Here is a 25,818-nt window from a genome sequence, read left to right on the forward strand (position 1 = left end):
CGTGACTCAGATAGATCTGATCCCGGTCAAGCCCACGACGGCGATCGTCGGCGAGGATGACACCGAAACATCCCGCAAGCGGGGCGGTTCCCTGTGGTTCCGGCTGCTGGTCAACGACCGGGTGGCCTTCGCCGCCGCGTGCGTGCTGGCCCTGGTGTTCCTCACCGCGTTGCTGGGTCCGGTCCTCGTCAGTGACCTTGCCACGCGCATCGACCTGGACAACTCCAATCAGGCACCGTTCACGCTGAGCCACGGCTGGGCCAACGTGCTGGGCACCGACCCGCTGGGCCGCAGCATGCTCGCCCGGCTGATCGTGGCCTGCCGCACCACGCTGTCGGTCGCGCTGCCCGCCGTGGTGATCTCCGCGGTCGTCGGCTCCGCGATCGGCATGTGGGCGGGCTACCACCGGGGCTGGCGCGAAACCCTCGCGATGCGCGTCGCCGACGTCATCATGAGCTTCCCGTCGCTGTTGCTCGCCGTCGTCGTGCTCTACGTGTTCTCCCCCAGCGCCGCCAACATCGTTGCGGTGCTGGCCATCACCCGCATCCCGGTGTACCTGCGCACCGCCCGCGCGGAGTCGGCGGAGCTGCAGAGCCGGGTGTTCGTCGACGCCGCCCGCACCTTCGGCGCCGGCGCCGGCTCGATCATCGGCCGGCACGTGCTGCCGATCGTGCTGCCCACGCTGCTGACCGTCGCGACGCTCGACTTCTGCTACGTCATGCTCGCCGAAAGCTCGCTGAGCTTCCTCGGAATCGGCATCCAGCCCCCGGACGTCAGCTGGGGCCTGATGGTCGCCCAGGGCCGCACCTATCTGCACAGCGCCTGGTGGCTGTCGTTCTTCCCCGGCCTCGCGATCGTCATCACCACCGTCTCGGCGACCATCCTGGCGGCCTGGGCGCGCATCGCGACCGACCCGGGCCAGCGGTGGCGCCTCACCGTACCCCAGAAGCGGCTCGCCGCATTCACCAAGACCGGAAAGCGCCGCCTCTCATGAAAGGACACGGCATGACCGCACTCGCCGACCACGACCTGCATGTCAACGCCGCCCCGGTCCTCGAGGTCGACGGACTGTCCGTCGAGGTCCGCACCATCTCCGGGACGCTGCGCGCGGTCAACGAGGTGTCCTTCGGTGCTCGGCGTGGCGAAACGCTGGCCCTGCTGGGCGAATCCGGCTGCGGCAAGTCGATGACGGCGACGGCCCTGGTGGGCCTGCTGGAGCCAGTCGCCGACATCGTGGGCGGCAGCGCACGACTCGGGGACGTCGATCTACTCAGAGCCGACCGCAAGAAGCGGCGGGCCATGGCGGGCACCGAACTGGCGATCGTGTTCCAGGACGCGCTCACCGCGCTGAACCCGCTCTACACCGTCGGAACGCAGCTCGCCGAACCGTTCCGGATCCATCGGGGCCTCTCCGCGAAGGAGGCCAAACGCAAGGCCGTCGACCTGATGGCCCGCGTCGGCATCCCACAACCCGAGACGCGGCTGAACTCCTATCCGCATCAGTTCTCCGGAGGCATGCGGCAGCGCCTGCTGATCGCGATGGCCGTCGCGCTCAACCCGAGCGTGCTGATCGCCGACGAGCCCACCACGGCCCTCGACGTCACGGTGCAGGCGCAGATCATGGCGCTGCTGCGCGACCTCCGCACCGAATTCGACATGGCCGTCGTGTTGATCACCCACGACCTGGCGCTGGTCGCCGAGGAGGCCGACCGGGTCGCGGTGATGTACGCCGGGAAAATCGTCGAAACCGGAACCGTCGCCGAGGTTTTCGCGAACCCCCGGCACCCTTACACCAAGGGGCTGCTGAACTCGGTGCCGGTCAACGCCCGCCGCGGCGACACCCTGAAGTCGATCGGTGGCGCACCGCCCGACCTTCACGCGATCCCCGAGGGATGCGTCTACCAGGCCCGCTGCCCGCTGGCCCAGGAGATCTGCACGACGACGCGGCCCACCTTGACGGGCACCAGCCGCAAGGCAGCCTGCCACTTCCCGGAAGAGGTCACTCATGTCTGATCACCAGATGGCGGACGACAACCCGTTGCTCCAGGTCCGCGACGTCCGGAAGTCGTTCCGCGTGCCGCACGCCGGCAAGAACACGCTGTGCGCGCTCGATGGCATCACGCTCGATCTCAAGCGCGGGGAAACCCTGGGCCTGGTCGGCGAATCCGGCTGCGGGAAGTCCACGCTGGCGCGCACCTTGATGATGCTCGAACGCCCCGACGAGGGCACCGTGCGGTTCGAAGGCGTCGACCCGTTCACCCTCAAGGGTGCCGAGCTGCTCAAGTTCCGCCGACGCGTGCAGATGGTGTTCCAGGACCCCTACGCCTCACTCAACTCCCGCATGTCGGCGGCCGAGATCATCGCCGAGCCGTGGCGCAGCCACAAGGGCGTGGTGAAGAACCGTCAGGACCGCGACATGCGGGTGCGCGGCCTGCTCGATCTGGTCGGCCTGGGCGCCAAGGCCGCCACCAAGTTTCCGCAGGAGTTCTCCGGCGGGCAGCGGCAACGCATCGGCATCGCCCGCGCGCTGGCGCTGAACCCCGACGTGATCATCTGCGACGAACCGGTTTCCGCGCTCGACCTGTCGGTTCAGGCTCAGGTGCTCAATCTGCTCAACGACCTGCAGGACCAGCTCGGCATCAGCTATATCTTCATCTCCCACGACCTGTCGGTGGTGCGTCACGTCGCCGACCGAGTCGCGGTGATGTACCTGGGCCGGATCATCGAGAACGGCCCCACCGAAGCGGTGTACGAGCGGTCGAACCATCCCTACACGGCCGCGCTGATGTCGGCGGCCCCCACGCTCAACGGTGAGCATCGCGGCACACGGATCCTGCTCGAGGGTGAGGTGCCGTCACCGATCAACCCGCCGTCGGGGTGCCGGTTCCGGACCCGGTGCTGGAAGGCCACCGAGGTGTGCGCGACGACACCGCCGCCCGTCGCCGCAGATCCCGAGACGCCCGGCCACGCCGCCGAATGCCACCATCCGCTGCTGCTCGAAGGGAGTGGGCGTGAGACCGTGCCGGCATGAGTGTCGCGGGGTATTGCGTTCTGGCGGTGGCGGTTCTGCTGGCATCGGCCCTTCAGGCGTCGATCGGATTCGGCATGGGGATGTTCGCGGCACCGATCGTTGCGCTGGTGGAGCCGTCGCTGATCCCCGGCACACTGATCATGGTCGCGACGCTGGTGACGCTGATCGTGGTGATCCGGGAACGCGAGGCGATCGACCTGTCGGGCACCGGCTGGGCACTCGTCGGGCGGGTGCCGGGCACCGTCGCGGGTGCCCTGCTGCTGGCCGCGCTGCCGCACCGGGCGCTGTCCCTGGTGCTCGCCGCGGTGGTGCTCGGCGGGGTGGTGCTGACCAGCAGCGGCTGGATCCCGGCTCCGCGGCGCCGCAACGTGGTGCTGGCCGGTGCGACGTCCGGGCTGCTCGGGACGGCGACGTCGATCGGGGGTCCGCCGATGGCGCTGGTGTGGCAACGCAATTCGGGATCTCGACTGCGCGGCACCATGAGTGGCTTCTTCCTGGTCGGATCGGTGCTGTCGCTGATCGTGCTGTCGGTCACCGGCGCCGTCGACCGTCGGACGTTATGGGGTTTCGCCGTGCTGATTCCGGCGGCATTGGCCGGCTATCTGCTCTCCACGCTGGTGAACCGGCATCTCAATCCGGCCCGGCTCCGTTGGCTGGCGATCGGTGTCTCCGCCGCGGGCGCCGTGCTGCTCATCGGTCGCGAACTCCTGGCGTTGTGAGGAAGATGTTGTGACAGAAGATATCCCGGGTCGCAAGGTCAAGTCGGCGGTGCGCACCGTCGAGCTGCTCGAGTACCTCGCCGCCCGGCACGATGAACCGGCCCGGCTGCGGGAGATCAGCGATGCGCTCGCGATGCCGCGCAGCAGCGCCCACGCTCTTCTGCGCACCCTCGTCAGCCAAGGCTGGGTGCGTTCCGACCCGACCGGCACGCTGTACGGCATCGGTATCCGGGCGCTGCTGGTCGGCACCAGCTATCTCGACAGCGACCCGTATCTGCCGCTCATCGTCCCGTTCCTGGAAGACCTTCGCGCCGCGCTCGACGAGACGTTCCACCTCGGCCGGCTCGACGGCACCGACATCGTCTACCTGGCCACCCGGGAATCCAAGCAGTACACCCGCACCGCGAGCCGGGTCGGCAGACGGCTGCCCGCGTACACGACCTCCCTCGGCAAATCCCTGCTTGCCGAGCGGTTCGGCGTCGACCGCGACCGGCACGTACCGTCCGCGCTGACACCGCTGACCCCGAAGACAATCACCGACCGCGGCGCGCTCGACCGCGAACTCGACGAGGTCCGGCTGCGGGGATACGCCTGCGACGACGAAGAGAACACCGTGGGACTGCGGTGCTTCGCGGTGCCGCTGCGCTACTGCCGGCCCGCGCAGGACGCGATCAGCGCGTCGGTGCCCGTCGACCGGCTTGATCCGCGGCGGGAACGCGAGATCGTCGACGCGCTGCGGGCCATGGGGGACAAAGTGTCCCGGGTGGTCCGTCCGCTCGCCGACGGCGACAAATGGTTCGCGTCATGACGTCTGAGAGGAACACCATGAGAACGCCCGTCGTCACCGACGTCACCGTCGTCCCGATCGCCGGCCACGACAGCATGCTGCTGAACCTGTCCGGGGCTCACGGGCCGTTCTTCACCCGCAACCTGCTCGTCGTCTCCGATTCGGCGGGCAACACCGGCGTCGGTGAAGTGCCTGGCGGCGAACCGATCCGGCGCACCCTCGAGGACGCCCGCGCACTGGTCGTCGGCCGGAGCATCGGCGACTACCACTCCGTCCTCAACGACGTCCGCCGCACATTCGCCGCCCGCGACGCCGGCGGCCGCGGCGAGCAGACCTTCGACCTGCGCGTCACCGTCCACGCGGTCACCGCGATCGAATCCGCTGTGCTGGACCTGCTCGGCCGGCATCTGGAGGTGCCGGTCGCGGCGCTGCTCGGCGACGGCCGGCAGCGCACCCGGGTACAGGCGCTGGGCTACCTGTTCTTCGTCGGTGACCGCACCAGAACCGATCTCGCCTACCGGTCGGCGGCCGACGAAGCCGACGATGCCGACGACTGGTTGAAGGTCCGGCACGAGAAGGCCCTGACCCCTGACGCCGTCGTGCGGTTGGCGGAGGCGGCGCGGGAGCGCTACGGGTTCGCCGACTTCAAGCTCAAGGGTGGTGTGCTGCCCGCGGCCGACGAGGCGAAAGCCGTCATCGCACTGGCCGACCGGTTCCCGGACGCCCGAATCACCTTGGACCCCAACGGCGGATGGCTGCTCGACGACGCGATCCGGATCTGCCGGGAACTCACAGGGGTGCTGGCCTACGCCGAAGATCCCGTCGGCCCGGAGGGTGGATTCTCGGGCCGCGAGGTGATGGCCGAGTTCAAGCGCGCCACCGGGCTGCCGACCGCGACGAACATGATCGCCACGGACTGGCGCGAGATGGGCCATGCGGTCCGGTCCGGCGCCGTCGACATCCCGCTGGCGGATCCCCATTTCTGGACGATGGCCGGGTCGGTGCGCGTCGCCCAGCTCTGCGAGGCGTGGGGACTGAGGTGGGGATCGCACTCCAACAACCACTTCGACGTCTCACTGGCGATGTTCACCCATGTGGCCGCGGCGGCGCCGGGCGACATCACGGCCATCGACACGCACTGGATCTGGCAGGACGGGCAGGCCATCACCACCGAGCCGTATGAGATCGTCGACGGACATCTGACGGTGCCCGATGCACCGGGGCTGGGCGTGACGCTCGACGAGGCCGCCGTCGCCGCGGCGCACGCGTTGTACACCCGCGAAGGGCTGGGCAGCCGCGACGACGCCGTCGCGATGCAGTACCTGATCCCAGGGTGGACGTTCGACAGCAAGCGACCTGCGCTGCAGAGGGACTGACGTGAGAATCGTCATCGCCGATGCCAATCTTTTTCCTCACCGCGACCGATTCGAGGCGATGGCGCCGCCGGGGTCGGACATTCGCTGGCTGACCACCGGCGTGCCAGACGACGAGTTGCGGGATGCGGAAGTGTACGTCGGCAGCCGGTTCACCGCGGACATGGCCCACACCGCGGAGAAGCTGCGGCTGATCCACGTCGCCGGCGCGGGCACCGACAAGATCGACTTCGCCGCGCTGCCACCGGACTTTCTGGTGGCCAACACGTTTCACCACGAGCGCTCGATCGCGGAGTACGTGGCGGGTGCGGCGGTGATGCTGCGCCGTGGCTTCCTCACCCAGGACCGCGCGCTGCGCGACGGGGTGTGGGCGACCGCCGTCTACGACCGGTCGCTCGCCCAGCCTCCGACGTTCGGCGACGCACGCATCGGCTTCGTCGGGTTCGGCCACATCGGGACGCGTAGCTGGAACCTGCTGCGGGCGTTCGGCTGTACCGCCGCCGCGGTCACCGGATCGGGTGCCGTGGCACCCGATGCCGGGCTGAGGTGGGCCGGTGACACCGGCCAGCTGGACCGCTTGATGCGCGAGAGTGACGTCGTGGTGGTGTCCGCGCCGCTGAACGCCCACACAGAGGGCATGATCGGGGCCGCCCAACTCGACGCGCTGGGCCCCGACGGGGTGTTGATCAACGTCGGCCGCGGCCCGCTGGTGCAGGAGCGGGCACTCTACGAGGCACTGGCCGGGCGGGTGATCGCCGGTGCGGCCATCGATGTCTGGTACCGCTACCCGAACGGCGAGAATGGCTGTGCCCCAAGCGATTTGCCGTTCGGTAAGCTGCCGAACGTACTGATGACGCCACACTCGTCCGGCATCACCGCCGACACCTTCGCCGGTCGCGTGGGTGACGTAACCGCGAACATCACCCGGCTGCAGCGTGGAGAGCCACTGCGAAACCTCGTCTGCCCCTGACCCGTCGAAAGTGTATTCCGCGCACGGTTTTCGCGACTTTCCGCGCGTGGAATACAGTTTCGGCGGGGATCAGGGAGTGTACTGCGGTTCGTGGAAGCGGTTGATGATCGGGATGCGCTCGATGATGCGATCGCGCAACCGCGGCTGCTGACCCTCCACGGTGACCGGGGGCGGCGCGGTCGCAGGCAGCGGTCCGCCCGGCGCGACCAGCACCGGCGCACCGGGCGCGGGCGGCAGGTAGTTGGGCGGCGCCGGCGGCGGCACGTAGTCCGGCGCAGGCGGGACGTACTCCGGCGCAGGCGGGACGTACTCCGGCGCGGGAGCGATCGGCTCGTCGTACACCGGCGGCGGCGCCTCCGGGGCCGGCATGTCCACGGCCTCGGGTGCCGGTATCTCGTTGACGACGGGTGCGGCCGGCGCGGGCGGCGGTGCGGCCGGAGAGGGAGGCAGGACCTCGGCGGGCGGCGGGGCGGCCTCGCGGACCGGCTCCTGCACCGAACGGACCATCTGCGGGGCGGGCGTCTCGGGCGTCAGGCTCAGCCCGACCGCCGCGGACACCGACACCACGAGCGTCACGACGGCGGCCCCGAGCACCGAGGCCAGCACTGCTGTCGGCGAAAGCCGCGCGCCCCGGACGTCCGGCGGGGCGTCGAGCACGGCCACCGCGGACGCCGACGCCAGCGCCGCCCCGCGGGCGAGCGCGAGGTCGGCCTGGTCGGCGGAGATGACCGGCACGTCGGTGCGCTCCTGCAGCGCGGCGACCACGCCCGCGACGTCGCCGGAGCCGAGTACGAACACCGCGTCGGGCCCGACGCGCTCGACGTCGCCGACGTCGGAGGGGTCGACGCGGTCGGCGGTCACCCCGTCGGGGGTGACCGTGGCCAGCACGGACGGGCCCGGCTCGGCGATGCACACCGCCACTCGCTCGCAGGCGGCCATCTCGGCGATGCCCAGCGCGAGGGCCTCGGCGGCCTCGATGTCGGAGACCGCGATGACGTTCTCCACACCGCGGTCGGTCAGGGCCTGCCAGACGTCGCTGGCGCTGCTCTCGGCGGCGGCGGCCCAGGTCAAACCCACCGCGTGCACCCGACGGGGCGCGGCCTCGGCCATCAGGGAGTCGAGCAGAGCGACCGCGTCGAGGTCGTGCAGTGCCCGCGAACCGCGGGTCAGAGTGGCGCCGTCACCGGTGGTTCCCTCGACGAGCACCCAGCGCGCCGATGACGACGTCATCGACAAGCCGAGTACAAGGTCCATGACGTAACGATCCGATCTCTTTGCGACTAACGGTCGACCCTACCGCGCCCTGTCGCGCCCGCAAATCCCGATCAGGACGTCCCGTCGAGCAGGCTGCGCCGCCACGCCATCGCCGCATGCGCGGTCATCTCATGGAAGGCCAGCCAGGAGAGGTTCGGATCGCCCGTGCAGCGGTGCGGCTCCCCCAGCCACGATGGCCGCTCGGCGCCGCACCGCGGGCACTGCGCGCAGGTCATTTCTCGAACATCCCACGCGGGCGGGCCCGCCGCACCGGTGAGTAATCGATGCCACACCGGTGTTCCCCGATCGGAGGACATCACATTCCTCACCGCCGGCCACCGGCAGACGGGCGCCGCCCACCGCGGCATTCTTGGTACATCGCCGAAGCACACCGGCAGATCACGTCAAATATCAAGTGACACAGGAGAATTGACCATTAACGCACGCACCGGCCTCGCGACCGCCCCTGCTGACCGCCGGCATCCTCGGCGGCGCCCTCGGGGTGGCCGGCACGGCGGCCGCCCAGACCACCACCGGCAACCACAACAGCCACGTCGCGACCACCCCGCGCGACGCCCGGTCGCACATGCCCACCCACTTCCACGTCTTCGGCGAGCGGCACGCCTCCCGCCTCGGCCCCTGACACGACGATCACCAAGGAGAAGACACGATGACCCTCACCCAGCTTGTCGCCGCCCCCGTACTGGCGGCCGGCATCCTCGCCGGATCGCTCGGCTTCGCAGGCAGCGCCGGCGCAGCGGTCAACACCGCCACCACGCCGGAGAACAGCCACGCGACGGCCGCGACGCCGCAGCGCACCACGCCGCACGTCCCCCAGGCACAGACCTATCGTCACCGCCATCACCGGCACTACCAACGGGTCTGGTGCCCCAGGGTCAGGCGGCGGCTCCGTCATCGGCGGAGCCGCCGGCGCTATGCTCGCTAGGCTCACTCGGTGCGGGATCGACGTCCTTCGTCGGCGTGCCGTTTACCCTCGGGTCCACGGTCGTGTGCAGGCTCTCCGAATCGTCATCGGCAGTCGTGGTCGGGCTGTCGGATGCGTCGCTTATGTCACCTGTCGGCTCCTCGGCGATCTCTTCACGAAGCTGCTTACGGGTATGCCATGTGGCACGCTTGTCAGCTGGATCCTCCGTGGCGTGCGGTTCAGGGTCGATCGTCGTCCGCTGTTGCTGCTCTGCGGGTTCGGACTGATCGTCGATCGACTCCACTACGGCCGGCGCCTCCGAGCGCGGGAACAGCGTCGCGCGCGTCGGCTTACTGTAATCACTCCGGTCGTAGGCTGTTTCGATGAACTTGCGCAGTGGCGCGTCCAACGCTGCAATCACCGAGTCGGGCAGGAACGGGTCGAGCGGTATCAGCAGCGGGATCGGATAGGTCTTGACGACGTAGTAGGCGGTGTTGGATCCGGCGTCGAACTGGTAGTAGTCGCTGTCGCCGGAGTTCCTGGCCGCTTCGAGATCCGCCTCGGTCAACGCGAACTGCGTATTGCCGTGCACCAGAGCCATTCCCGCCACGGCATTGGCGATCGCCACGGGATTCCAGAGGTAGGTGGGGAAATCTGCCCAACCGTCGTACTGGCGGGCGACGTCGATGGTGTAGTCGCCGTTGTCCGGGGTGGCGCCGCTGAACGTGATATCGAGAAACGGGATGTGCAGTCCCTCGAACCGTTCCAGGATGCCGCCGTTGGGCCGGCTTGGATTCGCCACCAGAATGTAGGTGTTGCCGGTGTGGTCGGCTTTGTACTGCGAGGCAACGACGGCACCCTGCGAGAAGCCGAAGATGATGTCGCCCGGCGCGGGTTGCGCCGCCTCCAGGTTGGTCACGCCCTGAGCGACGGAGTCGTCGAACGTGAGGTCCTTGAAGCCGCCGTGGGAGAACGGCCGGAACCCGGCGTTGTAGTCGACCTTCTGGTAGGGAAGGTCGGGCTCGGGCGCTGCCGTCCCGTTGACCACGACGCCGATGAAGTCCTCGTACTCCTGCTGCGTGGGCTGGTAGCCGATATTGGTGCCCCGCAGGTAGTGCAGCGTCGCGAGCAGCTGCGGGCTGACCGACATCGTCGGCGCGGTGCCCAGCAGCGCGGCCCCGACGACGGCGACCCCCGCCATACCGATCGCGGACACCGCCGCCTTGGCACCCCGCACACCGCGCGTGCCCGACCCCGGCTTGTGGGCCCGGTGCCGGCCCTGCGTGCGCGCCCGACGATTCCCCATTGCTTCCCCCTCGTAGAGTCAGCAGCAGTGTACGTCGGAGAATTTGCTGATATGCCGACTTCGTTGCATTCGCATCGAAGTTGATCATGATGTGTGCGAACATTCACCACTTCCGGAAGCTGCCAGGCGCCCGGAGAACATTGCTAATGTGCCGCGCAGCTAGCCTGCTCGCAGATGACGATGCTGCGGATGCTCGTCCTCCCACTTCCGTTCGACCCGCTTGACCCGCTGATGTTCGAGCGTGATCAGCAGTGCACCGGCGGTGACCAGTGCGCCGGCGATCAGGCCGAGGATCAGGGACACATCACGGTTGCCGTAGGCCGTGGCGGCGACGGTGCCCGCGATCAGCACCGTGCCGACGCCGATGAGCAGCAGCCCGGGCAGCCAGAGGGTGTCGATGAAGGACTCGCCGCTGTGCGGCAGAGTCGTGCGAGCGTGATCCACGGGATCACGATGAGCGCCTTTCATCACGTCCCCTTTCTCTCAAGAGACAGCATGATCATACGCCTGTGTGAGATCGATCACGTCTTCATCAGCAGCAAGTGATCGTGGAGCGACCAGACTCGGGGAAAACTATGACAGATCTCGGCATATCACGGGAAAAGCCGGTAATTGGCAAACCCGCGGCATACAGTCGGAGCGTCCAAGTGCGAGGAGGCGCTATGGGGGGTACATCTCCCACCCGCGGACACAGCCGGTACATCGGACGCATGGGTGGACTGGCGTTCGCACTTGGCGTCGGCGCCGCCGTGCTCACCGGCACCCCCGTCGCGTCGGCGGAGACATCTGACTCAACCCCTGGCCCGTCGACGACGTCGTCGTCGACGGGCGAGAGCGCGGGTGGAGAGTCGCGCAGCACGACGAAGAGTCCCGAGACGACGGCTGACGATCATGTGACCGCTGAGTCGACCACAGGCGTCGACTCCGAGGGAAGCGACGAGGCTGCATCGGACGATGTCAGCGTTGCCGCCGCCCCTGACACCGGCGACACTGACACCGACAGTGGTGATGACGCCGCAGCCGCGCCGGAGAAAGACACCAGAATGGAACCCGCGGTCCAACCGCACCGCAAGGCCCGCGTTGCAGTCGCGGACTCACCAACGGCGGCTGCCGCGGAGCCGAGCGACAGCCTGTTCGACAACGTCTCACCGACGCTGAACCACGACCCGGCTGAAGACATTGCGGTTGGCGCGACGGTCGTCGGGAATCTCCACCCGGTGGATCCAGATTCGACGAAGCTGACCTACACAGCGACGCGACCGTCGCATGGCAGCGTAAGGATCAACGCCGACGGCACTTTCGCATACACGCCAAATACGACCTACACAGGTCAGGATCGATTCACGGTCACAGTTAGCGACGCGCGTAGCGGCTTCCATCTTCATGGCATAGAAGGATTGCTCAGTCTTTTCACCTTCGGCCTACTCGGCAACAGTGGGCACCGCGCGAGTCAGACCGTGTTCATCGGATACCAGCACGTCGTCGTCGCCTCTGGGCTCAACCGGCCAGTAGACTTTCGCTTTCTGCCTGACGGGCGGATAGTCGTCGCCGAGAAGGGCGGCACCATCAAGGTTGTCGACAACACCACCGGGACCGCGCAGACGCTCGTCACGCTGCCGGTACTAACGCAGGGCGAGCGCGGTATCAACGGCATTACGGTGGATCCGGCATTCGCCTCCAACGGCGCTCTCTACGTCGCCTACACTACGACCGCCGCCCACGACCGTCTGTCACAGCTCACCATGACCGCAAACGCGATCAACGCGGCAACCGAGAAGGTTCTCCTGGAATCTAGCGAGGCGGCCGCGTTCTACCACCGCGGCGGAGCGCTGGCTTTCGGGCCGGACGGCAAGCTCTACTGGGGCCTGGGCGACAACCGCGAACCTGGAAACGCGCAGAATTTGAACAACTTTCACGGCAAGATCCTGCGCATAAACCCTGACGGCACTACACCGTCGGACAATCCTGTGCTCGCCGCCGGAGCGCTTCCGCAGATCTATGCCTACGGGTTGCGCAATCCGTTCCGGCTCACGTTCACCCCGAGCGGCCAGCTCTTGGTTGCCGACGTCGGAGAGGCGTCATTCGAGGAACTAAATCTCGTGACCGCCGGCGGGAATTACGGCTGGCCGGGTTCCGAGGGAAACTGCAAGAGAAACTGCGCTGGCACGAAGAATCCCATCTTTGCCTATGCCCACGGCAGCGGTGCTGCTATCACGTCGGTTTTTGTCTACAACGGATCGAAACTCGGACCGAGGTACCAGAACAAAGTGTTCATTGCCGACACTGTCCAGGGCTGGATCAAGGTTCTCACCTGCAGTGTCGATTTCACCTCGTGCGGCGCTGTGCAAACCTTTGATTCAGAGGGGGGCTCGACCGTCGGATTGAGCCAAGGACCTGACGGCAACCTGTACCAATTAGTATATGAGCCTGGATCACTGGTCAGAATCGGCCTGCCGAGCGGGGCTCCGTCGGCGGTCTGATCAGTCCTCTCAGTCCTCGGGTTTGTGCAGGGCGAGCTGATCGAGCTCGCGCTTCTCCCGTCCCGCGAGGTCGGCGAGCAGCGCCGCGTCACTGAGATCCATCGGGGCCGAATGCTTCCAGTCGTGGTGGGCCACCTCGTTCAGGCGCTTCAAGAGGTGTTTGTCGTCGACCTCGATCGCCAGCTCCCGACGATGGTCGAAGCTCCCCGGTGACAGGTTGATCGAGCCGACGACGGCCCGCTCGTGGTCGGCAAGAATCATCTTCGCGTGCAACTTCAGGTGCTTGAGCCGATGGATCTTGATGCCGACGTCGTCGAGGATGCGCAGCCCGCTGACGCCCTCGAGGAGCTTGTCCGCCTTGAGGTGATGCGCCGCGCGCGCCATCACATGCACCTTCACCCCGCGGCGCGCCGCCCGCACCAGACGCTCGATGATCACCGGATCCTGGTAACGCTCGTTCTGCACGAACAGCGTCTTCTCGGCGCGGTCGATGAACTCGGCGATGCGTGCTCGCCCGTTGGTCGGGCACCAGATCAGCCGCACTGAGTCCCCCGGATCGAAATCCTGCCGGGCCCAGTCGGCTTCGAAGCACTCGATGATCTCCAGCACCTCGTGCGACGTCGGCGTCACCACGGCGTAATCGCGGGTCTCCGTGAAGTTCTCGTCGGTCCAGTTCAGCGACTCGACGAACGCGTACTCGTCGTCGATCACCATCGACTTCTCGTGGGTGAGGTCGAACGACGGGCTGCTCTCGCTGACCGCGATACCATACTCGCGCAACAGATCCCGCGCGCCGTCGTTGTCGGTCTCCCCGTCGCGCCGGACCGGGTTGAGCATCACCTTGACCAACACGCCGCGCTGATGAGCGGCGACGATCGCGTCGAGCAACGGGCGGTGACTGAAGGCGAACATCTTCACCCGCAGCGACCGCGTCGCCCCGTGGATCGCGTCGAGCACGGGCTGCGCCGAATCGTCGGGCAGGATGATCAGTGATCGCGTCACGGCGTCTCGTCCTCGTACTGGATGCGGTGGAGCTCAGCGTATCTGCCGTTGCGCTCGAGCAGCTCCTCGTGCCTGCCCTCCTCGACCACCCGGCCCTCCTCGAGCACGACGATCTTGTCGGCGTCGCGGATCGTCGACAACCGGTGCGCGATCGTGATCACCGTGCGGTCGCTCATCAGCCGCTGCAGAGCGGACATCACCAGTTGCTCGGACTGCGCGTCGAGCGCGGCGGTCGGCTCGTCGAGGATCAGGATCGGGCTGTCGCGGATCAACGCGCGGGCGATGCCGAGGCGCTGCCGCTGCCCGCCCGACAGTGTCAGGCCACGCTCCCCGACCGCACTGTCGTAGCCCTGCGGCATGTCGGAGATGAACTCGTGGGCGTTGGCCAATTTCGCCGCCTCGACGATCTCCTCGTGGGTCGCCTCGGGCCGGCCGAAGGCGATGTTGTCACGGACCGTTCCGCGAAACAGCACCGTGTCCTGCAGGACGTAGCCGATCTGCTGGCGTAGTTGGTGCAGCTTGTAGTCGCGCAGGTCGACACCATCGATCTGCACCGAACCCATCGACGGGTCGTAGAACCGCGGAATCAGGCTCACCAGAGAGGACTTTCCGCTGCCGGTGTGCCCGACGATGCCGACGAGCTGACCCGGGGCCACGTCGAACGTGACATCCCGGAGCACCGCCTTCCCGCCGTCGTAACTGAACGCCACCTTCTCGAACCGCACCGCACCCTTGATCCGCGCGGCGTCGACGGCGTCTGGCTTCTCGACGATCCCGGTCTCGGCGTCCAGCAGCGCGGCGACGCGTTCGACACCGACGGCGGCCATCGCGATCGTGTTGGTCAGTTTCGCCAGGTCCTGCACGGGTTTGAAGAACGATGCGAGATAGCTGATGAACACCGTCAGCGTGCCCGCGGTCATCGCGCCGGCCAGGATGAGAGCCGAACCGCGCCACAACACCAGCGCGGTACACGCCGCGACCACCACGGCGACGATCGGCGACACCACCGACTTGACCCTGCGCGCGTTGAGCGCGGCGTCGACGGCCTGCTGACCGGCGATGGCCAACTGATTCTCCTGATGGGCCTCGCGGTCGAACGCCTTGACCACCCGGATCGATTGCAGGCCTTCCTCGGCGACGGCGACGATGTCCGACTCCCGCTTCCGCACTTCGTGAGTCGCGGCCTTGACGGCCTTGCGAATCCGGGAGACGAACAACAGCAGCAGCGGCGCGACCGCCAGGGCGACCAACGTGAAATCCCACTGCAGCCACAACATCAGGCCGAGCATCCCGACGATGGTCAGCAGATCGGTGGCGATGCCCAGCGTCGACGCCGACGCGAAATCCTGGATGGTGTCGACGTCGTCGGTCAGCGTGGACAAGATGGGCCCGACGCGGTGAGTGTCGAAATAGCTCAGCGAGAGCTGCTGCAGATGGTGGTAGGCGCGGGTGCGCAGGTCGTTGCCGACCCGCTGACCGACCGTCTCGGTCAGATAGTTGGCGACGTAGGTGGCGATCGCGGCGATGACCGCGATGGCGATCACCATGATGGCCGCGAGTCCGGCGATGTGCATCCGGCTCTCCCCGCCCAGGATGGGCTGCAGAAGACCATGCAGCCACCCCGGCAGCGGATGGTCGCCCACGACGCTGTCGAGCACCACCTTCAACGGCCACGGCGCGGCAAGCCCCATGGCGATCTGCACGCACAGCACCGCGAAGATCCCGGCCACCAGCCACCGGTACGGGCGGAGCAGGTCAAGGATCAGTCTCACGGCGGTGGCTGCCTCGCTGTCGATGTCGTCGATGGAGCGGGGAAACAGTACATCGGCGAGGTTGCCGACGGGGGTCGACGCGGTAGGGTCGCACACACTTCGGGTGTGCGCCGACTGTGCGTCCAGGGCGGAGATTCGGGCTCAGAGTCGCCCTGGACGCACACTCGACGGCCACCCGAACGGACTAGGTTGGCAGGTGACGCGTTCCTGGGCGAGAGGTGCACTGCCATGTCCAACCACTTCACCGGACTGAGCCTCGGCCCTCCCCTCGGCGATCAGCGCCTGGACCTCTGCGACCTGTACGCCTTCCAGTCACCCACCGACGATTCGCGAACAGTGTTGATTCTCAACGCCAATCCCACTGCCGATGCGCTGCATCCCGGCGCGGTGTACCGGCTGGCGATCGACACCGACGGAGACCTGCTCAACGACATCGCGTTCAGCTTCGTCTACTCGGAACCGCGGGATGGCCGCCAGACCGTGGACGTGTATCTCGCTCGCGGCACACAGTCGCGGGAACCGGAGCCGGCCGGCGAGAGGCTCTTCTCGGCGGTGGAGGTCTCGTTCGGGGCGACGTCCACCATCGTGCGGGCAGGCGACATCACCTTCGCCGCCGGCGCGCGCAGCGACGCGTTCTTCTTCGACTTCGACGGCATCAAGGCACTGTTCGACACCTCCGGCACACGCAACTTCACCGCACCTCACCTGAGTGAACTCGGCGGGACGTCGCCGTGGACGGGTCAGGACTCCAACCTGACCGCCAACGTCTGCTCGATGGCGCTCGAGCTGCCGACGAGCATGTTCGCCGCGCAGGGTCCGATCCGGATCTGGGGTCGGTGCAGCGTGCGGGAGAACGGCGAGCTGCAGCACGTCGACCGGGCCGGGCACCCGTCGGTGAGCAGTTTCTTCAACACCGACGACACGAAGCTCGAGTACAACGCCAGCGAGCCGGTGCACGACTGGGACCGCTGGCTCGACCAGTTCGTCCACCTGCTCGGTCACACCGGCGGATACACCCGGGACGAGGCCGTCGCCGCGATCGAGGCCGAGGGCACGCTGCCCGACATGCTGACCTTCGATCCGGCTCTGCCCGCGCAGTACCCCAACGGACGTACCTTCACCGACGACGTCATCGACTACCGACTGGCGTTCCTCACCAAGAACGAGTGCCCGCCGTCGGGCCTGGCCCCGCACACCGACACGTTGAGCGAATTCCCATACCTCGGCCCACCGCACCCGTGAGCCGTGCCGGGTGCGCCTTTCATGGCTGAATGCTTCCGGCACTGCACGTTTTCGAGTGGCGCGTAGACCGACCAGCACGGTGGCAGCGGTGACGGAATCGAGGCTGAGCCGCGACTCCGCGGCCATGGTGGGTACTCACACGTTGGATAAGGAGGTCATCATGAAAGCGTTGAATGGCCTACTCAATGCGGTGCTGGGAATCCTGGGAGCAGTCCTCGGACTGGTCGTCGGACTCCTGGCGGCGGTGGTCTGGCTCGTCGGCATGGTGCTGTGCGTGACCGTGATCCTGATTCCGCTCGGGATACCCGTCATGAAGCTGGGCCGGCGCCTGCTCGGCGTGGCCGGCGACCTGATGCATCTGTCGTAGGCGCACCAACGAACATCACCCCAGTGCCTGAGGGCACGGAGTGCGATGACCGACGCCTACCGGCGGAAGACGTCTTTGAGCTTTTCTCCCCGCTGTTTCAGCGATGCCTTGGTCTGATCGACTCGGCCCTCGTCTTCCAGGCGCCGGTCGCCGGCGGCACGCCCGGTGGCTTCCTTGGCACGGCCCGATACTCTCTGTGCTGCGTTTCTGATCTTGTTAAGGGCGCTCATGTTCCATGACCTTTCTCAGTGGGACCCGCGCATGTGAACCTCGACCGGAGAGTGCCCTCTCCACTTCGATTCGAAGCGGATCGAGCGCGGGCGTTTCGTGCTCGTGGTCGGTCCCGAGCGCCCGCGGGTGGTCGAGGTGGCCCGGCGGTTTGCGGACTAGAACACGTTCACCGTGGCCCGCGGCGAACTCCAAGATTGACGACACCGTAGAAAGTCGCCCCTGGCCACTCCGCTCTGACAACGGCCGTGCCCCCGCATTCGCACTGACAACGCTCGATTGTGATCGCGGTCACGCTATCGCCTTTGGCAAATGCCTTCATGGCGCGAGCGGGAGTGTCGGCCGTGGGCGACGCATGCTCCGTTCGACGAGTCGACAAGACAAACATGGGTACAAATCCGGCCGCGTTCGCATTACGCCGATCAGTCACCGTCGTCGGGTGGATCTGCGGGTAGATGCCCGCACCAGACTGGAATCCACTGTGAGACAGCGCCTTTCGAATAGCGTTGCGTCGCGCCGGAGCCTCGAGACGAATTGGCGTCTGACTTGCGGAATCAAATCGGGCATGCGCGCTCGAGGCCGTCGTATTGGACGACCAAGGAGGCGCGCGTGCCGAAAGTCGAGTCGAAAATCCGGCCGTTACAGCAAGGTCAATAACCGCCGAATCGTTCACGCGATCTCCGATAGGAGTCCATCGCACGCTTGTTCTGCACGTCCAAATTCCGGCAATCGCCTCGACGCAATTTTCATTTGACACATAGCCACAGTTTCGAGTGGCTAATTATGTACGCCCACCGGCTCGCGCCGTTTAGCTACTCCACAGTCAGTTGCCAAAATCCGCACTATCTCGCGCACTGGCAAGCTGCGTTGTTGCTCTGAACTGGCGTTAAGGCGGCCGTAGCTACCGAGACAAAATTGCTCAGATTTTCCCTTCTCATTGCTCGGACATACTCGACAAATATTTTCTGCTTTCCGGTTCACGCTCCGAGCGAACGGGGTAGCCCGCCCCGTAGCAGCGTGATTTTGGGAGTAATTGGTTTCGATCCCGAGCGTCACCTTGTCTCAGCGACATGCACAGTTAGAAGGAGATTGCGGATATGTCGAACGGAAAAGTCGCACTGGCAGTAGGTGCGGGATACCTGCTCGGGCGGACCAAAAAGATGAAGTGGGCGCTCGGGCTGGCTAGCGCAGGCCTCACCGGGAAGTTCCCCTCACACCCGACCGATCTGGTCGTGTACGGACTCAAGTCGCTCAACACATCGGGTGAGCTCAACCAACTCACTGAACAGATTCGTGGCGAGTTGCTCAACGCGGGCCGGGCTGCGGCGATCGCGGCCGCGGTCAGCCGGGTGGACGCGCTCAACAGCCGTCTGCAGGGCGTGACGACGGCCGCAGATCAAGCACTCGACGACGTCGGTGGCGCTGTTGGTGGCGTCGGCAGCTCCGCGGGTGACGCCGTGGGTGGCGCTGTGGGTGGCGTCGGCGGCGCACTGAACGGTGTCACGGGCCGCCGGCGGCGCCGCGCGCAGGCGAGGGACGACTACGCCGAAGACGACTACGAGGACGAGGTGGACGAGGCTGAGTCCGCGTATGAGGACGAGCCTCTCGACGTCGAGGAGGACGCCGAAGACATCGACGAGTCGGGGGACGTCGCCGACGACGACCTCGATGACGATATCGCCGATGACTCCGCAGAAGAACCCGAGCCGCCGGTGACCCGTCGGCGGGCAGCCCGACGTCCCAGCGCACCAACGAAATCAGTACGGACTCCACGACGGAGCGCGGCACGGTCGACAACGCGGCAAGGACGGTGAGACCAATGACAGAAGCGGGCAACGGAGCGCAGCGGCAGGCAAGCACTGCGCAGCAGAACATGTCACCCAAAGGACAGCTGCAGTCATCCCTGCAGCAGTTGGCCGGAACGGTCACCGATCGTGCGGTGTCCTCGGTGTCGGGGCGCCTCGGTGGCGCGACCGAACGCCTGACCGACTACGCAGAGAACGGTGGCGGCGCAGGGCTGCTTTCGGCGGTCACGGGGCTGGAGGACGTGACGTCACCGGTCAAGTCGATGGTGAAGAAGGGTCTCGGCGACGCCGGTGAGAAGGTCAAGGACACCGTGACCGGCGCGGCCGGGTCCCTCTTCGGCGGCAAGGGCAAGGGTGGCGGCGGAAAGAAGCTCAAGGTCACCAACATCGTCGAGCACATCGACGTCGGCGCCCCCGTGGACCTGGTGTATCGCCAGTGGACGCAGTTCGCGGATTGGCCGAAGTTCATGAAGAAGCTCGAACAGGTCGAACAGGTCTCTGAAGAGAAGCTGAACTGGAAGGCGCAAGTCTTCTGGTCGCATCGGACGTGGGAAGCCACCATCACCGACCAGGTTCCCCATGAACGGATCGTGTGGCGGTCCAAAGGAAAAAAGGGTCACGTCGACGGAGCGATCACCTTCCACGAGTTGGCCCCCAACCTGACCCGGGTCGTCGTGGTCCTCGAGTATCACCCCCAGGGACTCTTCGAGCGCACAGGCAACCTCTGGCGCGCGCAGGGGCGTCGAGTTCGGCTGGAACTCAAACATTTTCAGCGCAACATGATGACCCAGACCCTGCTTCACCCCGACGACGTCGAGGGATGGCTCGGCGAAATCCACGACGGTGAAGTGGTCGAGCCGGAGCCTGAGGACACCGACTCCGACACCGACGAGACGGACACCGACGAAGCGGACGAAGCGGACGAAGCGGACGAAGCCGACGACACCGAGGCGGAAACGGCGCCCCCTGAGCGCAGGCGCCGGCGCGCCGTCCCCCGACCTCGCCGCCGAGAGCAGCCCGAGAGCCAACCGACTGGCCGGGCCGCCTCCAACCGCAGGGGTTCGGAGAACGCCACCGCCACGGGCACCGGCCGTCGTCGCAATGCAACGAAGGCGCGGAGTCAGTCATGACCACCGCGATTCAACCGGCGGGTGGCGCCAATGGTCCCAGCGGAGGTCCGAGTTCGAGCGGCCTGGCCGACGTCATCGACACCATCCTCGACAAAGGACTGATCATCGACGCGTACGTTCGTGTCTCGCTCGTGGGCATCGAGTTGCTGTCGATCGACGCTCGCGTCGTGGTCGCCAGCGTGGACACGTATCTTCGATTCGCCGATGCGGTCAACCGACTCAACATCTCGGAGGACGAGCCCAAGGCCGGTCTTCCGGAACTGGTGAACCAGGTCACCTCGGGTGCCGCGAAGAGCAAGACCCAGGGCGTGCTCGACGCGGCCGGCGAGAAGCTCGGCGATCTCCTCACCCCTGAGGAGCCGGAGCGGAAAAGGGCGACCCACGTCCGCAGTCGGCGGGAGGAGAGATGAGCTCCTCACAATCAACCACGACTCGCTCCGATCGTGCCGAGAGCGCAACGGCGGTCTATGTGTACGGCATCGTGCCGGGTGACGTCGAGGTGCAGAAGAGCGCCAAGGGCGTCGGCGAGCCACCGGCAGAAGTCGACGTCATCCGGGAAGGCGACATCGCAGCACTGGTGAGCATGGTGCCGGTCGACCACGCCTACGGCACGCCGCAAGATCTGCAAGCACACGCTCAGCTGCTGGACGGAACGGCCAAGGTCGCGCCGGTACTGCCGTTACGGTTCGGGGCGGTTCTGAGTGATGCCGACGCGGTAGCCGAAGAGTTGCTGCGCGGACATCACGATGAATTCGTCCAGGCCCTCGAGGCTCTCGAGGGCCGCGCGGAATACGTCGTCAAGGGCCGCTACAACGAAGAGGCGTTCCTTGCACGTCTGTTGTCGGAGAACACCCAGGCAGCCCAGCTTCGAGACGACATCCGCGGCAAGCCGAAAGATGCCGCGCGTGATTCACAAATAGCACTCGGCGAGCTCATCGCGAATGCCGTTGAGCAGCAACGCCAGCTCAACACGAATTCAGTGGCCGAGGGGCTGGGCGGGCTCGCTGAACATGTCAATCCCCGTGAGCCCACCCATGAATGGGACTCGGTGAACCTCGCACTGCTCGCCGAAGTGGCCCGGCAGGATGAGCTCGAGGATGCACTGGACCGGTTCCGGGAAGAGTGGGGCGACCTCATGAAGCTACGGCTGCTGGGCCCGCTGGCACCGTACGACTTCGTCGTCACGGCGAACCCGGAGGTGTGACATGGGGCTCCTCTCAGCCATCCTGATGGCGCCGCTGGCTCCCGTGCGGGGCGTCGTCGCGCTGGCAGAAGTCATCCAGCGGCAGGTCGAACAGGAGATGAACAACCCCGCCAACACCCGACGGCAATTGGAAGACCTCGAGGAAGCACGCGAACGCGGCGAGATCACACCCGCCGAGGAACAAGAGGCCCAGCAGCAGATTCTCGAGGCAAGGATCGAACCCACAGCAGCGGACGAGTCCCTTTCTGAGACGGAGTAAAGACCATGACCCAACGCACCAGGCCGCGGTCGCGCGAGCCCGCCCCCGACGAACCGTTGACGGCACGGGAAGCCATCGCCCTGGTTCGCGAGTATCTCGCCGAGATGACGGACGGAGAGCCCACCCGCACGACGTCGGTCACGCCCACAGAGTCAGGCGGTTGGATCATCGAGGTCGAGGCGGTCGAAGACCGGCGCATCCCGTCATCGGGTGACATCCTCGGCTTGTATGAAGTCGAGATCGACTTCAGCGGAGAAATGTTGGCTTACAGGCGAACACGACGCTACATGCGCGGCCAGACGCTCGACGGGGGCGGCCAGTGACAATTTCTCCCAGCGATGATTTCTCGCAAGTGCAGCGCGCCGGCAGCGGCTCCCTGTCCGGCGGCCAGTCGACGAACCTCGCCGACATCCTGGAGCGCGTGCTCGACACCGGGATCGTCATCGCCGGCGACATCCGGGTCAACCTCCTCGACATCGAGCTTCTGACAATCAAGTTGCGACTGGTGATCGCCTCGCTGGAGACGGCCAAGGAAGCCGGGATCGATTGGTGGGAAAGCGATCCCTGGCTCAGCGGCAAGAGTTCGACGCTGCGCCTCGAGAACGAGCAGTTACGGGAGCGGGTACGGGAGCTCGAGGCGGGCAACGGGCAGCGACGCGCGGTGAAGCGGCGAGCCGCGGAGTACGGGGATGCGGACTGACGGTGTGTGGACGTACGCGGTCGTGGAGGGGAAAGCCGCTCCTCAGATCGCACCGCTTCACGGCGTATCGGGGGAACCGGTCCGCACGGTGACCGCTGCCGGCCTGACCGCCGTGGTCGGCACCGTCGGGCTCGACGAGTTCGGCGAGGACGGGTTGCGTCGCAACCTCGAAGACCTCGACTGGTTGGCGGCGACGGCGCGGACCCATGACGCCGTGATCTCGGCGGTCGCGCGCTCCGGGCCGGTGGTGCCGATGCGGATGGCCACCGTCTACCTCGACGACGCGCGGGTGCGCGAACTCCTCGAAGCCCGGCGAGCCGACTTCTGCGCCGCCCTCGATCATGTGAAGGGGCGAGCGGAGGTGGGCGTCAAGGCCTATGCCGATCCCGCAGCATTGCGGGGTGGAAGCGGTTCGCCTGAACCACAGGCTGGAGAGAAGATTTCCGGCACGGCATATCTGATGCGTAGGCGACGAGCCCTCATTGCGAGCGAGGACGCCTTCCGCGTCGCAGCCGGGCACGCGGACCGGATTCACGCGGTGCTGTCGGCCCACGCTGTGGAGGGGAAGCGAAGGCCGGCCGCCGATCGCAGCCTCTCCGGACGCCAGGAGTGGACCGTGCTCAACGGGACGTATCTCGTCGACACCACTGAGATCGATTCGTTCAAGGCCGCCGTCGCGGCGGTCGGCCGTGACGCACCGGGCGTCGAGTTCGAGATCACCGGCCCGTGGCCGCCCTATTCCTTCGCCGGCGACGTGGTGACGTGATGACGGAGATCCTGCCGGCGGACAACGACCGGAACGTCGCTCTGGTCGACCTGCTCGACCGGGTCTTGGCAGGCGGTGTGGTGATCAGCGGGGACATCACGTTGTCGATCGCCGACGTCGACCTCGTCGTGATCTCGCTGCGCACGCTGATCTCGTCGGTAGGGTCACTGCCGCCGGACGTCCTGGGCGGCACACCGTGACCGATGACACGCATGAGGACGGTGTGCCGGCGCGGCACCGCATCAACTCCGATCCGGAATCCGTCGAGCGGGGTCTGGTGAGCTTGGTCCTGACGCTCGTCGAACTGCTCCGTCAGCTCATGGAACGTCAGGCGATCCGGCGGGTCGATCGCGGCGATCTGAGCGATGAACAGATCGAGCGGGTGGGGACGACCCTGATGCTGTTGGAAGAGAAGATGATCGAACTGCGCGAACACTTCGGACTGGAACCCGAAGACCTCAACATCGACCTGGGCCCGCTGGGACCGTTGCTGTCGCGCGATTGAGGCCGACGACGATGACGCGGACTGCGCTGGTACTGGGAGGAGGGGGTGTCCTCGGCGCCGCCGAGGCCGGCATGGCACGCGCGTTACTGGAGGCGGGGATCCGCCCCGACCTCGTGTGCGGCACGTCAGTCGGTGCGATAAACGGTGCGGCGCTCGCAGCCGATCCGACGCCGGCAGGTGCGCAACGGTTGTTGGCGACCTGGGAGGCGCTGGCCGAGGAAGGCGTGTTCGACGGGTCGTTCATGCGCAGGGCCGCCGAAGTCATGCGGCGCAGGACCGCACTGCACAGCAACAGCGCACTTCGCCGAATGCTTCAGAACCGATTGCCTGCGCGGACTTTCGAAGAACTCGCAGTGCCGTTCGAGTGCGTCGCGGCGAGCATCGAACGCGCTCAAGAGCACTGGTTCGGCACTGGCGACCTGATCGAGCCGATTCTCGCGTCCTGTGCCCTGCCGGGCGTCTTCCCGCCGGTGTGCATCGACGGTGAGCATTTCGTCGACGGTGGCCTGGTGAACAGCATCCCTCTCGATCGCGCGGTGGCCCATGGCGCCGACACGGTATACGTCCTGCACGTCGGCCGCCTCGAGGAGCAACTCCGACCACCGCGATTTCTGTGGGAGGTCGGGTTCGTCGCGTTCGAGATCTCTCGCCGGCACCGCTTCCTCGGCGATCTGGCGCGCGTGGGCCCCGGCACCACTGTGCATGTGCTTCCCAGCGGCCAACCCCAGCGGCAGGCCGCGACATGGTCGAATCTGCGCTACCGGGACACCAGCCGGATGGCCAGCCGTGCTGAACTCGCCTATGACGCGACCCGCCAGTACCTCGAGGCACTGCCATGAGGCTGCTGCGCCGAGCCCTGACTGTGCCGTTGGCGACCGTGCTGATGATCTGCGTCATCGCTGCCGGACCGATTCTGCTGGCCGTCACCGGCGTGGTCGGACTCGCGACTCGGTCGAGCCGGCCGGTCAGGACGGTGGCGTTGACGATGGCCTACGCGGTCATCGAATTGCGAACGTTGGCGAAGCTGCTGAGTGGTCAACGGGACGGTGACCAACTCGTACACGAATTCCTCGGGCTGGCATATGCGGCGGTTCAGCGCGTCCTCGATGTGCGCGTGGTGCTCGACCCCGCCTCGCCGACGAAGGGAGACATCCCGACCGACCAGCCGCTGATCGTGCTGTCGCGCCACTGCGGCCCCGGCGACAGTGTGCTGGTGGCGTGGCTGCTCACGTTGGGGTACGGATTGCGGATCCGCGTCGTGCTCAAGAGCATCCTCCGGGTCGAACCGCTTCTGGACTTCGCCGGCGACCTCGGGTGCCTGTGCTTCCTGGACCGCGGCGACCGTGCGCGTCGTCAAATCCGAGAACTCGCCGCCTCGCTGACGGGAGGACAAGCACTGCTCCTGTTCCCCGAGGGTGCCAACTTCAGCTGGCCACGGTGGCGTGCCGCGATCGGCGAACTCCGCTCGACCGGCGGAATCCGCGCCGCGAAGCGCGCACTGCAGCAATCCCACACCTTGCCACCGCGCACCGGGGGTGCGGCCGCCGCGGTGACCGGCGCACCGCGTGCCAACGTCCTGGTGCTCACCCACAGCGGGTTCTGCCTCGACGGGCGGGCACGACCGTGGTGGCAGATGCCGATCCATCGGGAGCTGCTGGTCCGCACCGCTCTGGTCACGTCCAGCGCGCTCCCCCCGCCGGACCGTCTGGGCCCGTGGCTGGAGCGCGTCTGGACCCAGGTCGACGCCTGGGTCGCCGCCAACGCCACCGCTTCCGATACGACGTCAGGCCCCCTCGAAAGGGGGCCTGACCAGCGTGGCAGGTAGTGGATTCGAACCACTGTAGGCGTAAGCCGACGGATTTACAGTCCGCTCCCATTGGCCGCTCGGGCAACCTGCCGGTGACGCTTAGAGCGCGCACAGCAGGATACAACGAGGACATACCCCGACAACAAATCGCCAGGGTGGTGTGGCCCGCGCTCGCAGCTGCGGCCA

Annotated in this window: 31 protein-coding genes and 1 tRNA gene; 24 read left to right on the top strand and 8 right to left on the bottom strand. The window is 66.7% G+C overall.

All coding sequences use genetic code 11. The annotated features are described in order from the left end of the window. The first annotated feature begins 43 nt into the window (after positions 1–43). The 7 genes from G6N45_RS00575 to G6N45_RS00605 are packed head-to-tail and all read left to right on the top strand — an operon-like array spanning position 44 to position 6,880. Positions 44–994: an ABC transporter permease gene (locus G6N45_RS00575; protein ID WP_246229224.1), complete on the top strand. Its 951-nt coding sequence runs from the start codon at positions 44–46 to the stop codon at positions 992–994. Between the two features lie 11 nt (positions 995–1,005). Further along, the gene (locus G6N45_RS00580; protein ID WP_163719804.1) at positions 1,006–2,013 is read left to right on the top strand and encodes an ABC transporter ATP-binding protein; all 1,008 of its coding nucleotides are present in this window, start codon (positions 1,006–1,008) and stop codon (positions 2,011–2,013) included. After that, a complete protein-coding gene (locus G6N45_RS00585) occupies positions 2,006–3,031 on the top strand; it encodes an ABC transporter ATP-binding protein (protein ID WP_163719806.1) in 1,026 nt (341 codons plus the stop codon). The genes G6N45_RS00580 and G6N45_RS00585 overlap by 8 nt, the downstream gene beginning before the upstream one ends. Continuing rightward, on the top strand, positions 3,028–3,750 hold the full coding sequence (locus tag G6N45_RS00590; RefSeq protein ID WP_163719809.1) for a sulfite exporter TauE/SafE family protein: 723 nt from the start codon (positions 3,028–3,030) through the stop codon (positions 3,748–3,750). Before G6N45_RS00585 ends, G6N45_RS00590 begins: the two co-directional genes overlap by 4 nt. Positions 3,751–3,760: 10 nt before the next feature. Beyond that, positions 3,761–4,558, top strand: coding sequence for an IclR family transcriptional regulator (locus G6N45_RS00595; protein WP_163719811.1), 798 nt, complete (start codon positions 3,761–3,763; stop codon positions 4,556–4,558). A 17-nt stretch (positions 4,559–4,575) separates the two neighbouring features. Next, positions 4,576–5,913 carry an enolase C-terminal domain-like protein gene (locus G6N45_RS00600; RefSeq protein ID WP_246228835.1) on the top strand — a complete coding sequence of 446 codons (1,338 nt, stop codon included), beginning with the start codon at positions 4,576–4,578 and terminating at the stop codon, positions 5,911–5,913. A 1-nt stretch (position 5,914) separates the two neighbouring features. Continuing rightward, on the top strand, positions 5,915–6,880 hold the full coding sequence (locus tag G6N45_RS00605) for a 2-hydroxyacid dehydrogenase (RefSeq protein ID WP_163719815.1): 966 nt from the start codon (positions 5,915–5,917) through the stop codon (positions 6,878–6,880). A gap of 69 nt (positions 6,881–6,949) precedes the next feature. Here the strand turns inward: G6N45_RS00605 and G6N45_RS00610 are convergent, their stop codons facing one another. Both G6N45_RS00610 and G6N45_RS00615 read right to left on the bottom strand, forming a co-directional pair. After that, positions 6,950–8,134: a DUF7159 family protein gene (locus G6N45_RS00610; protein WP_163719817.1), complete on the bottom strand. Its 1,185-nt coding sequence runs from the start codon at positions 8,132–8,134 to the stop codon at positions 6,950–6,952. Between the two features lie 71 nt (positions 8,135–8,205). Then, positions 8,206–8,370 carry a hypothetical protein gene (locus G6N45_RS00615; RefSeq protein WP_163719820.1) on the bottom strand — a complete coding sequence of 55 codons (165 nt, stop codon included), beginning with the start codon at positions 8,368–8,370 and terminating at the stop codon, positions 8,206–8,208. A 266-nt stretch (positions 8,371–8,636) separates the two neighbouring features. On the opposite strand from G6N45_RS00615, the gene G6N45_RS00620 reads away from it, so the two are divergent. Together G6N45_RS00620 and G6N45_RS00625 are read left to right on the top strand one after the other, a co-directional pair. Next, positions 8,637–8,777 (top strand): hypothetical protein, encoded by a 141-nt coding sequence (locus G6N45_RS00620; protein ID WP_163719822.1) that lies wholly within the window; start codon positions 8,637–8,639, stop codon positions 8,775–8,777. A gap of 27 nt (positions 8,778–8,804) precedes the next feature. Beyond that, positions 8,805–9,080: a hypothetical protein gene (locus tag G6N45_RS00625; protein WP_163719825.1), complete on the top strand. Its 276-nt coding sequence runs from the start codon at positions 8,805–8,807 to the stop codon at positions 9,078–9,080. Here the strand turns inward: G6N45_RS00625 and G6N45_RS00630 are convergent. Then, the gene (locus G6N45_RS00630; RefSeq protein ID WP_163719827.1) at positions 9,031–10,365 is read right to left on the bottom strand and encodes a PE-PPE domain-containing protein; all 1,335 of its coding nucleotides are present in this window, start codon (positions 10,363–10,365) and stop codon (positions 9,031–9,033) included. The genes G6N45_RS00625 and G6N45_RS00630 overlap by 50 nt on opposite strands. Positions 10,366–10,524: 159 nt before the next feature. Then, positions 10,525–10,809, bottom strand: coding sequence for a protein UsfY (gene usfY, locus G6N45_RS00635; protein WP_308207123.1), 285 nt, complete (start codon positions 10,807–10,809; stop codon positions 10,525–10,527). A gap of 266 nt (positions 10,810–11,075) precedes the next feature. Between usfY and G6N45_RS00640 the strand changes: the two genes are divergently transcribed. Continuing rightward, on the top strand, positions 11,076–12,845 hold the full coding sequence (locus G6N45_RS00640) for a PQQ-dependent sugar dehydrogenase (RefSeq protein ID WP_246228836.1): 1,770 nt from the start codon (positions 11,076–11,078) through the stop codon (positions 12,843–12,845). Positions 12,846–12,854: 9 nt separating this feature from the next. Here G6N45_RS00640 and G6N45_RS00645 read toward each other — a convergent pair whose 3' ends face one another. Both G6N45_RS00645 and G6N45_RS00650 read right to left on the bottom strand, forming a co-directional pair. Beyond that, the gene (locus G6N45_RS00645) at positions 12,855–13,847 is read right to left on the bottom strand and encodes a phospholipase D-like domain-containing protein (RefSeq protein WP_163719832.1); all 993 of its coding nucleotides are present in this window, start codon (positions 13,845–13,847) and stop codon (positions 12,855–12,857) included. Further along, the gene (locus G6N45_RS00650) at positions 13,844–15,619 is read right to left on the bottom strand and encodes an ABC transporter ATP-binding protein (protein WP_163719834.1); all 1,776 of its coding nucleotides are present in this window, start codon (positions 15,617–15,619) and stop codon (positions 13,844–13,846) included. Before G6N45_RS00650 ends, G6N45_RS00645 begins: the two co-directional genes overlap by 4 nt. 228 nt (positions 15,620–15,847) lie before the next feature. Here G6N45_RS00650 and G6N45_RS00655 point away from each other — a divergent pair, with 228 nt between their 5' ends. Both G6N45_RS00655 and G6N45_RS00660 read left to right on the top strand, forming a co-directional pair. After that, positions 15,848–16,861 (top strand): DUF4331 family protein, encoded by a 1,014-nt coding sequence (locus tag G6N45_RS00655; RefSeq protein ID WP_163719836.1) that lies wholly within the window; start codon positions 15,848–15,850, stop codon positions 16,859–16,861. Positions 16,862–17,021: 160 nt separating this feature from the next. Beyond that, a complete protein-coding gene (locus G6N45_RS00660; RefSeq protein ID WP_163719838.1) occupies positions 17,022–17,228 on the top strand; it encodes a hypothetical protein in 207 nt (68 codons plus the stop codon). A gap of 56 nt (positions 17,229–17,284) precedes the next feature. Here G6N45_RS00660 and G6N45_RS00665 read toward each other — a convergent pair whose 3' ends face one another. Further along, a complete protein-coding gene (locus G6N45_RS00665) occupies positions 17,285–17,458 on the bottom strand; it encodes a CsbD family protein (protein ID WP_163719840.1) in 174 nt (57 codons plus the stop codon). Positions 17,459–18,553: 1,095 nt separating this feature from the next. Here G6N45_RS00665 and G6N45_RS00670 point away from each other — a divergent pair. Genes G6N45_RS00670 through G6N45_RS00725 form a run of 12 tightly spaced genes read left to right on the top strand, consistent with a single transcriptional unit; the run spans position 18,554 to position 25,650 of the window. Further along, complete coding sequence (locus G6N45_RS00670) at positions 18,554–19,270, top strand: hypothetical protein (protein ID WP_163719842.1); 717 nt, start codon at positions 18,554–18,556, stop codon at positions 19,268–19,270. Positions 19,271–19,275: 5 nt separating this feature from the next. Then, a complete protein-coding gene (locus tag G6N45_RS00675; RefSeq protein ID WP_163719844.1) occupies positions 19,276–20,391 on the top strand; it encodes an SRPBCC family protein in 1,116 nt (371 codons plus the stop codon). Beyond that, the gene (gvpJ, locus tag G6N45_RS00680; RefSeq protein WP_163719846.1) at positions 20,388–20,801 is read left to right on the top strand and encodes a gas vesicle protein GvpJ; all 414 of its coding nucleotides are present in this window, start codon (positions 20,388–20,390) and stop codon (positions 20,799–20,801) included. Before G6N45_RS00675 ends, gvpJ begins: the two co-directional genes overlap by 4 nt. Further along, complete coding sequence (locus tag G6N45_RS00685; RefSeq protein ID WP_163719848.1) at positions 20,798–21,595, top strand: GvpL/GvpF family gas vesicle protein; 798 nt, start codon at positions 20,798–20,800, stop codon at positions 21,593–21,595. The genes gvpJ and G6N45_RS00685 overlap by 4 nt, the downstream gene beginning before the upstream one ends. 1 nt (position 21,596) lies before the next feature. After that, positions 21,597–21,854, top strand: a complete 258-nt coding sequence (locus G6N45_RS00690) for a gas vesicle protein GvpG (protein ID WP_163719850.1) — start codon at positions 21,597–21,599, stop codon at positions 21,852–21,854. A gap of 5 nt (positions 21,855–21,859) precedes the next feature. Next, the gene (gene gvpO / locus G6N45_RS00695; protein WP_163719851.1) at positions 21,860–22,177 is read left to right on the top strand and encodes a gas vesicle protein GvpO; all 318 of its coding nucleotides are present in this window, start codon (positions 21,860–21,862) and stop codon (positions 22,175–22,177) included. Continuing rightward, positions 22,174–22,554: a gas vesicle protein gene (locus tag G6N45_RS00700; RefSeq protein ID WP_163719852.1), complete on the top strand. Its 381-nt coding sequence runs from the start codon at positions 22,174–22,176 to the stop codon at positions 22,552–22,554. The genes gvpO and G6N45_RS00700 overlap by 4 nt, the downstream gene beginning before the upstream one ends. Beyond that, positions 22,544–23,320, top strand: a complete 777-nt coding sequence (locus G6N45_RS00705) for a GvpL/GvpF family gas vesicle protein (protein ID WP_163719854.1) — start codon at positions 22,544–22,546, stop codon at positions 23,318–23,320. The genes G6N45_RS00700 and G6N45_RS00705 overlap by 11 nt, the downstream gene beginning before the upstream one ends. Next, positions 23,320–23,520 (top strand): gas vesicle protein, encoded by a 201-nt coding sequence (locus G6N45_RS00710; RefSeq protein WP_163719856.1) that lies wholly within the window; start codon positions 23,320–23,322, stop codon positions 23,518–23,520. The genes G6N45_RS00705 and G6N45_RS00710 overlap by 1 nt, the downstream gene beginning before the upstream one ends. A 23-nt stretch (positions 23,521–23,543) precedes the next feature. Next, a complete protein-coding gene (locus tag G6N45_RS00715; protein ID WP_163719858.1) occupies positions 23,544–23,825 on the top strand; it encodes a gas vesicle protein K in 282 nt (93 codons plus the stop codon). Positions 23,826–23,836: 11 nt separating this feature from the next. Continuing rightward, the gene (locus tag G6N45_RS00720; protein WP_163719860.1) at positions 23,837–24,664 is read left to right on the top strand and encodes a patatin-like phospholipase family protein; all 828 of its coding nucleotides are present in this window, start codon (positions 23,837–23,839) and stop codon (positions 24,662–24,664) included. Next, positions 24,661–25,650 (top strand): 1-acyl-sn-glycerol-3-phosphate acyltransferase, encoded by a 990-nt coding sequence (locus tag G6N45_RS00725; protein WP_163719863.1) that lies wholly within the window; start codon positions 24,661–24,663, stop codon positions 25,648–25,650. The genes G6N45_RS00720 and G6N45_RS00725 overlap by 4 nt, the downstream gene beginning before the upstream one ends. On the opposite strand, the gene G6N45_RS00730 is transcribed toward G6N45_RS00725, so the two are convergent. Then, positions 25,641–25,723: transfer RNA gene (locus tag G6N45_RS00730), tRNA-Tyr, on the bottom strand. The genes G6N45_RS00725 and G6N45_RS00730 overlap by 10 nt on opposite strands. Between the last annotated feature and the right edge of the window lie 95 nt (positions 25,724–25,818).

The sequence above is a fragment of the Mycolicibacterium psychrotolerans genome, from assembly GCF_010729305.1.
Taxonomy (GTDB): Bacteria; Actinomycetota; Actinomycetes; order Mycobacteriales; family Mycobacteriaceae; genus Mycobacterium; species Mycobacterium psychrotolerans.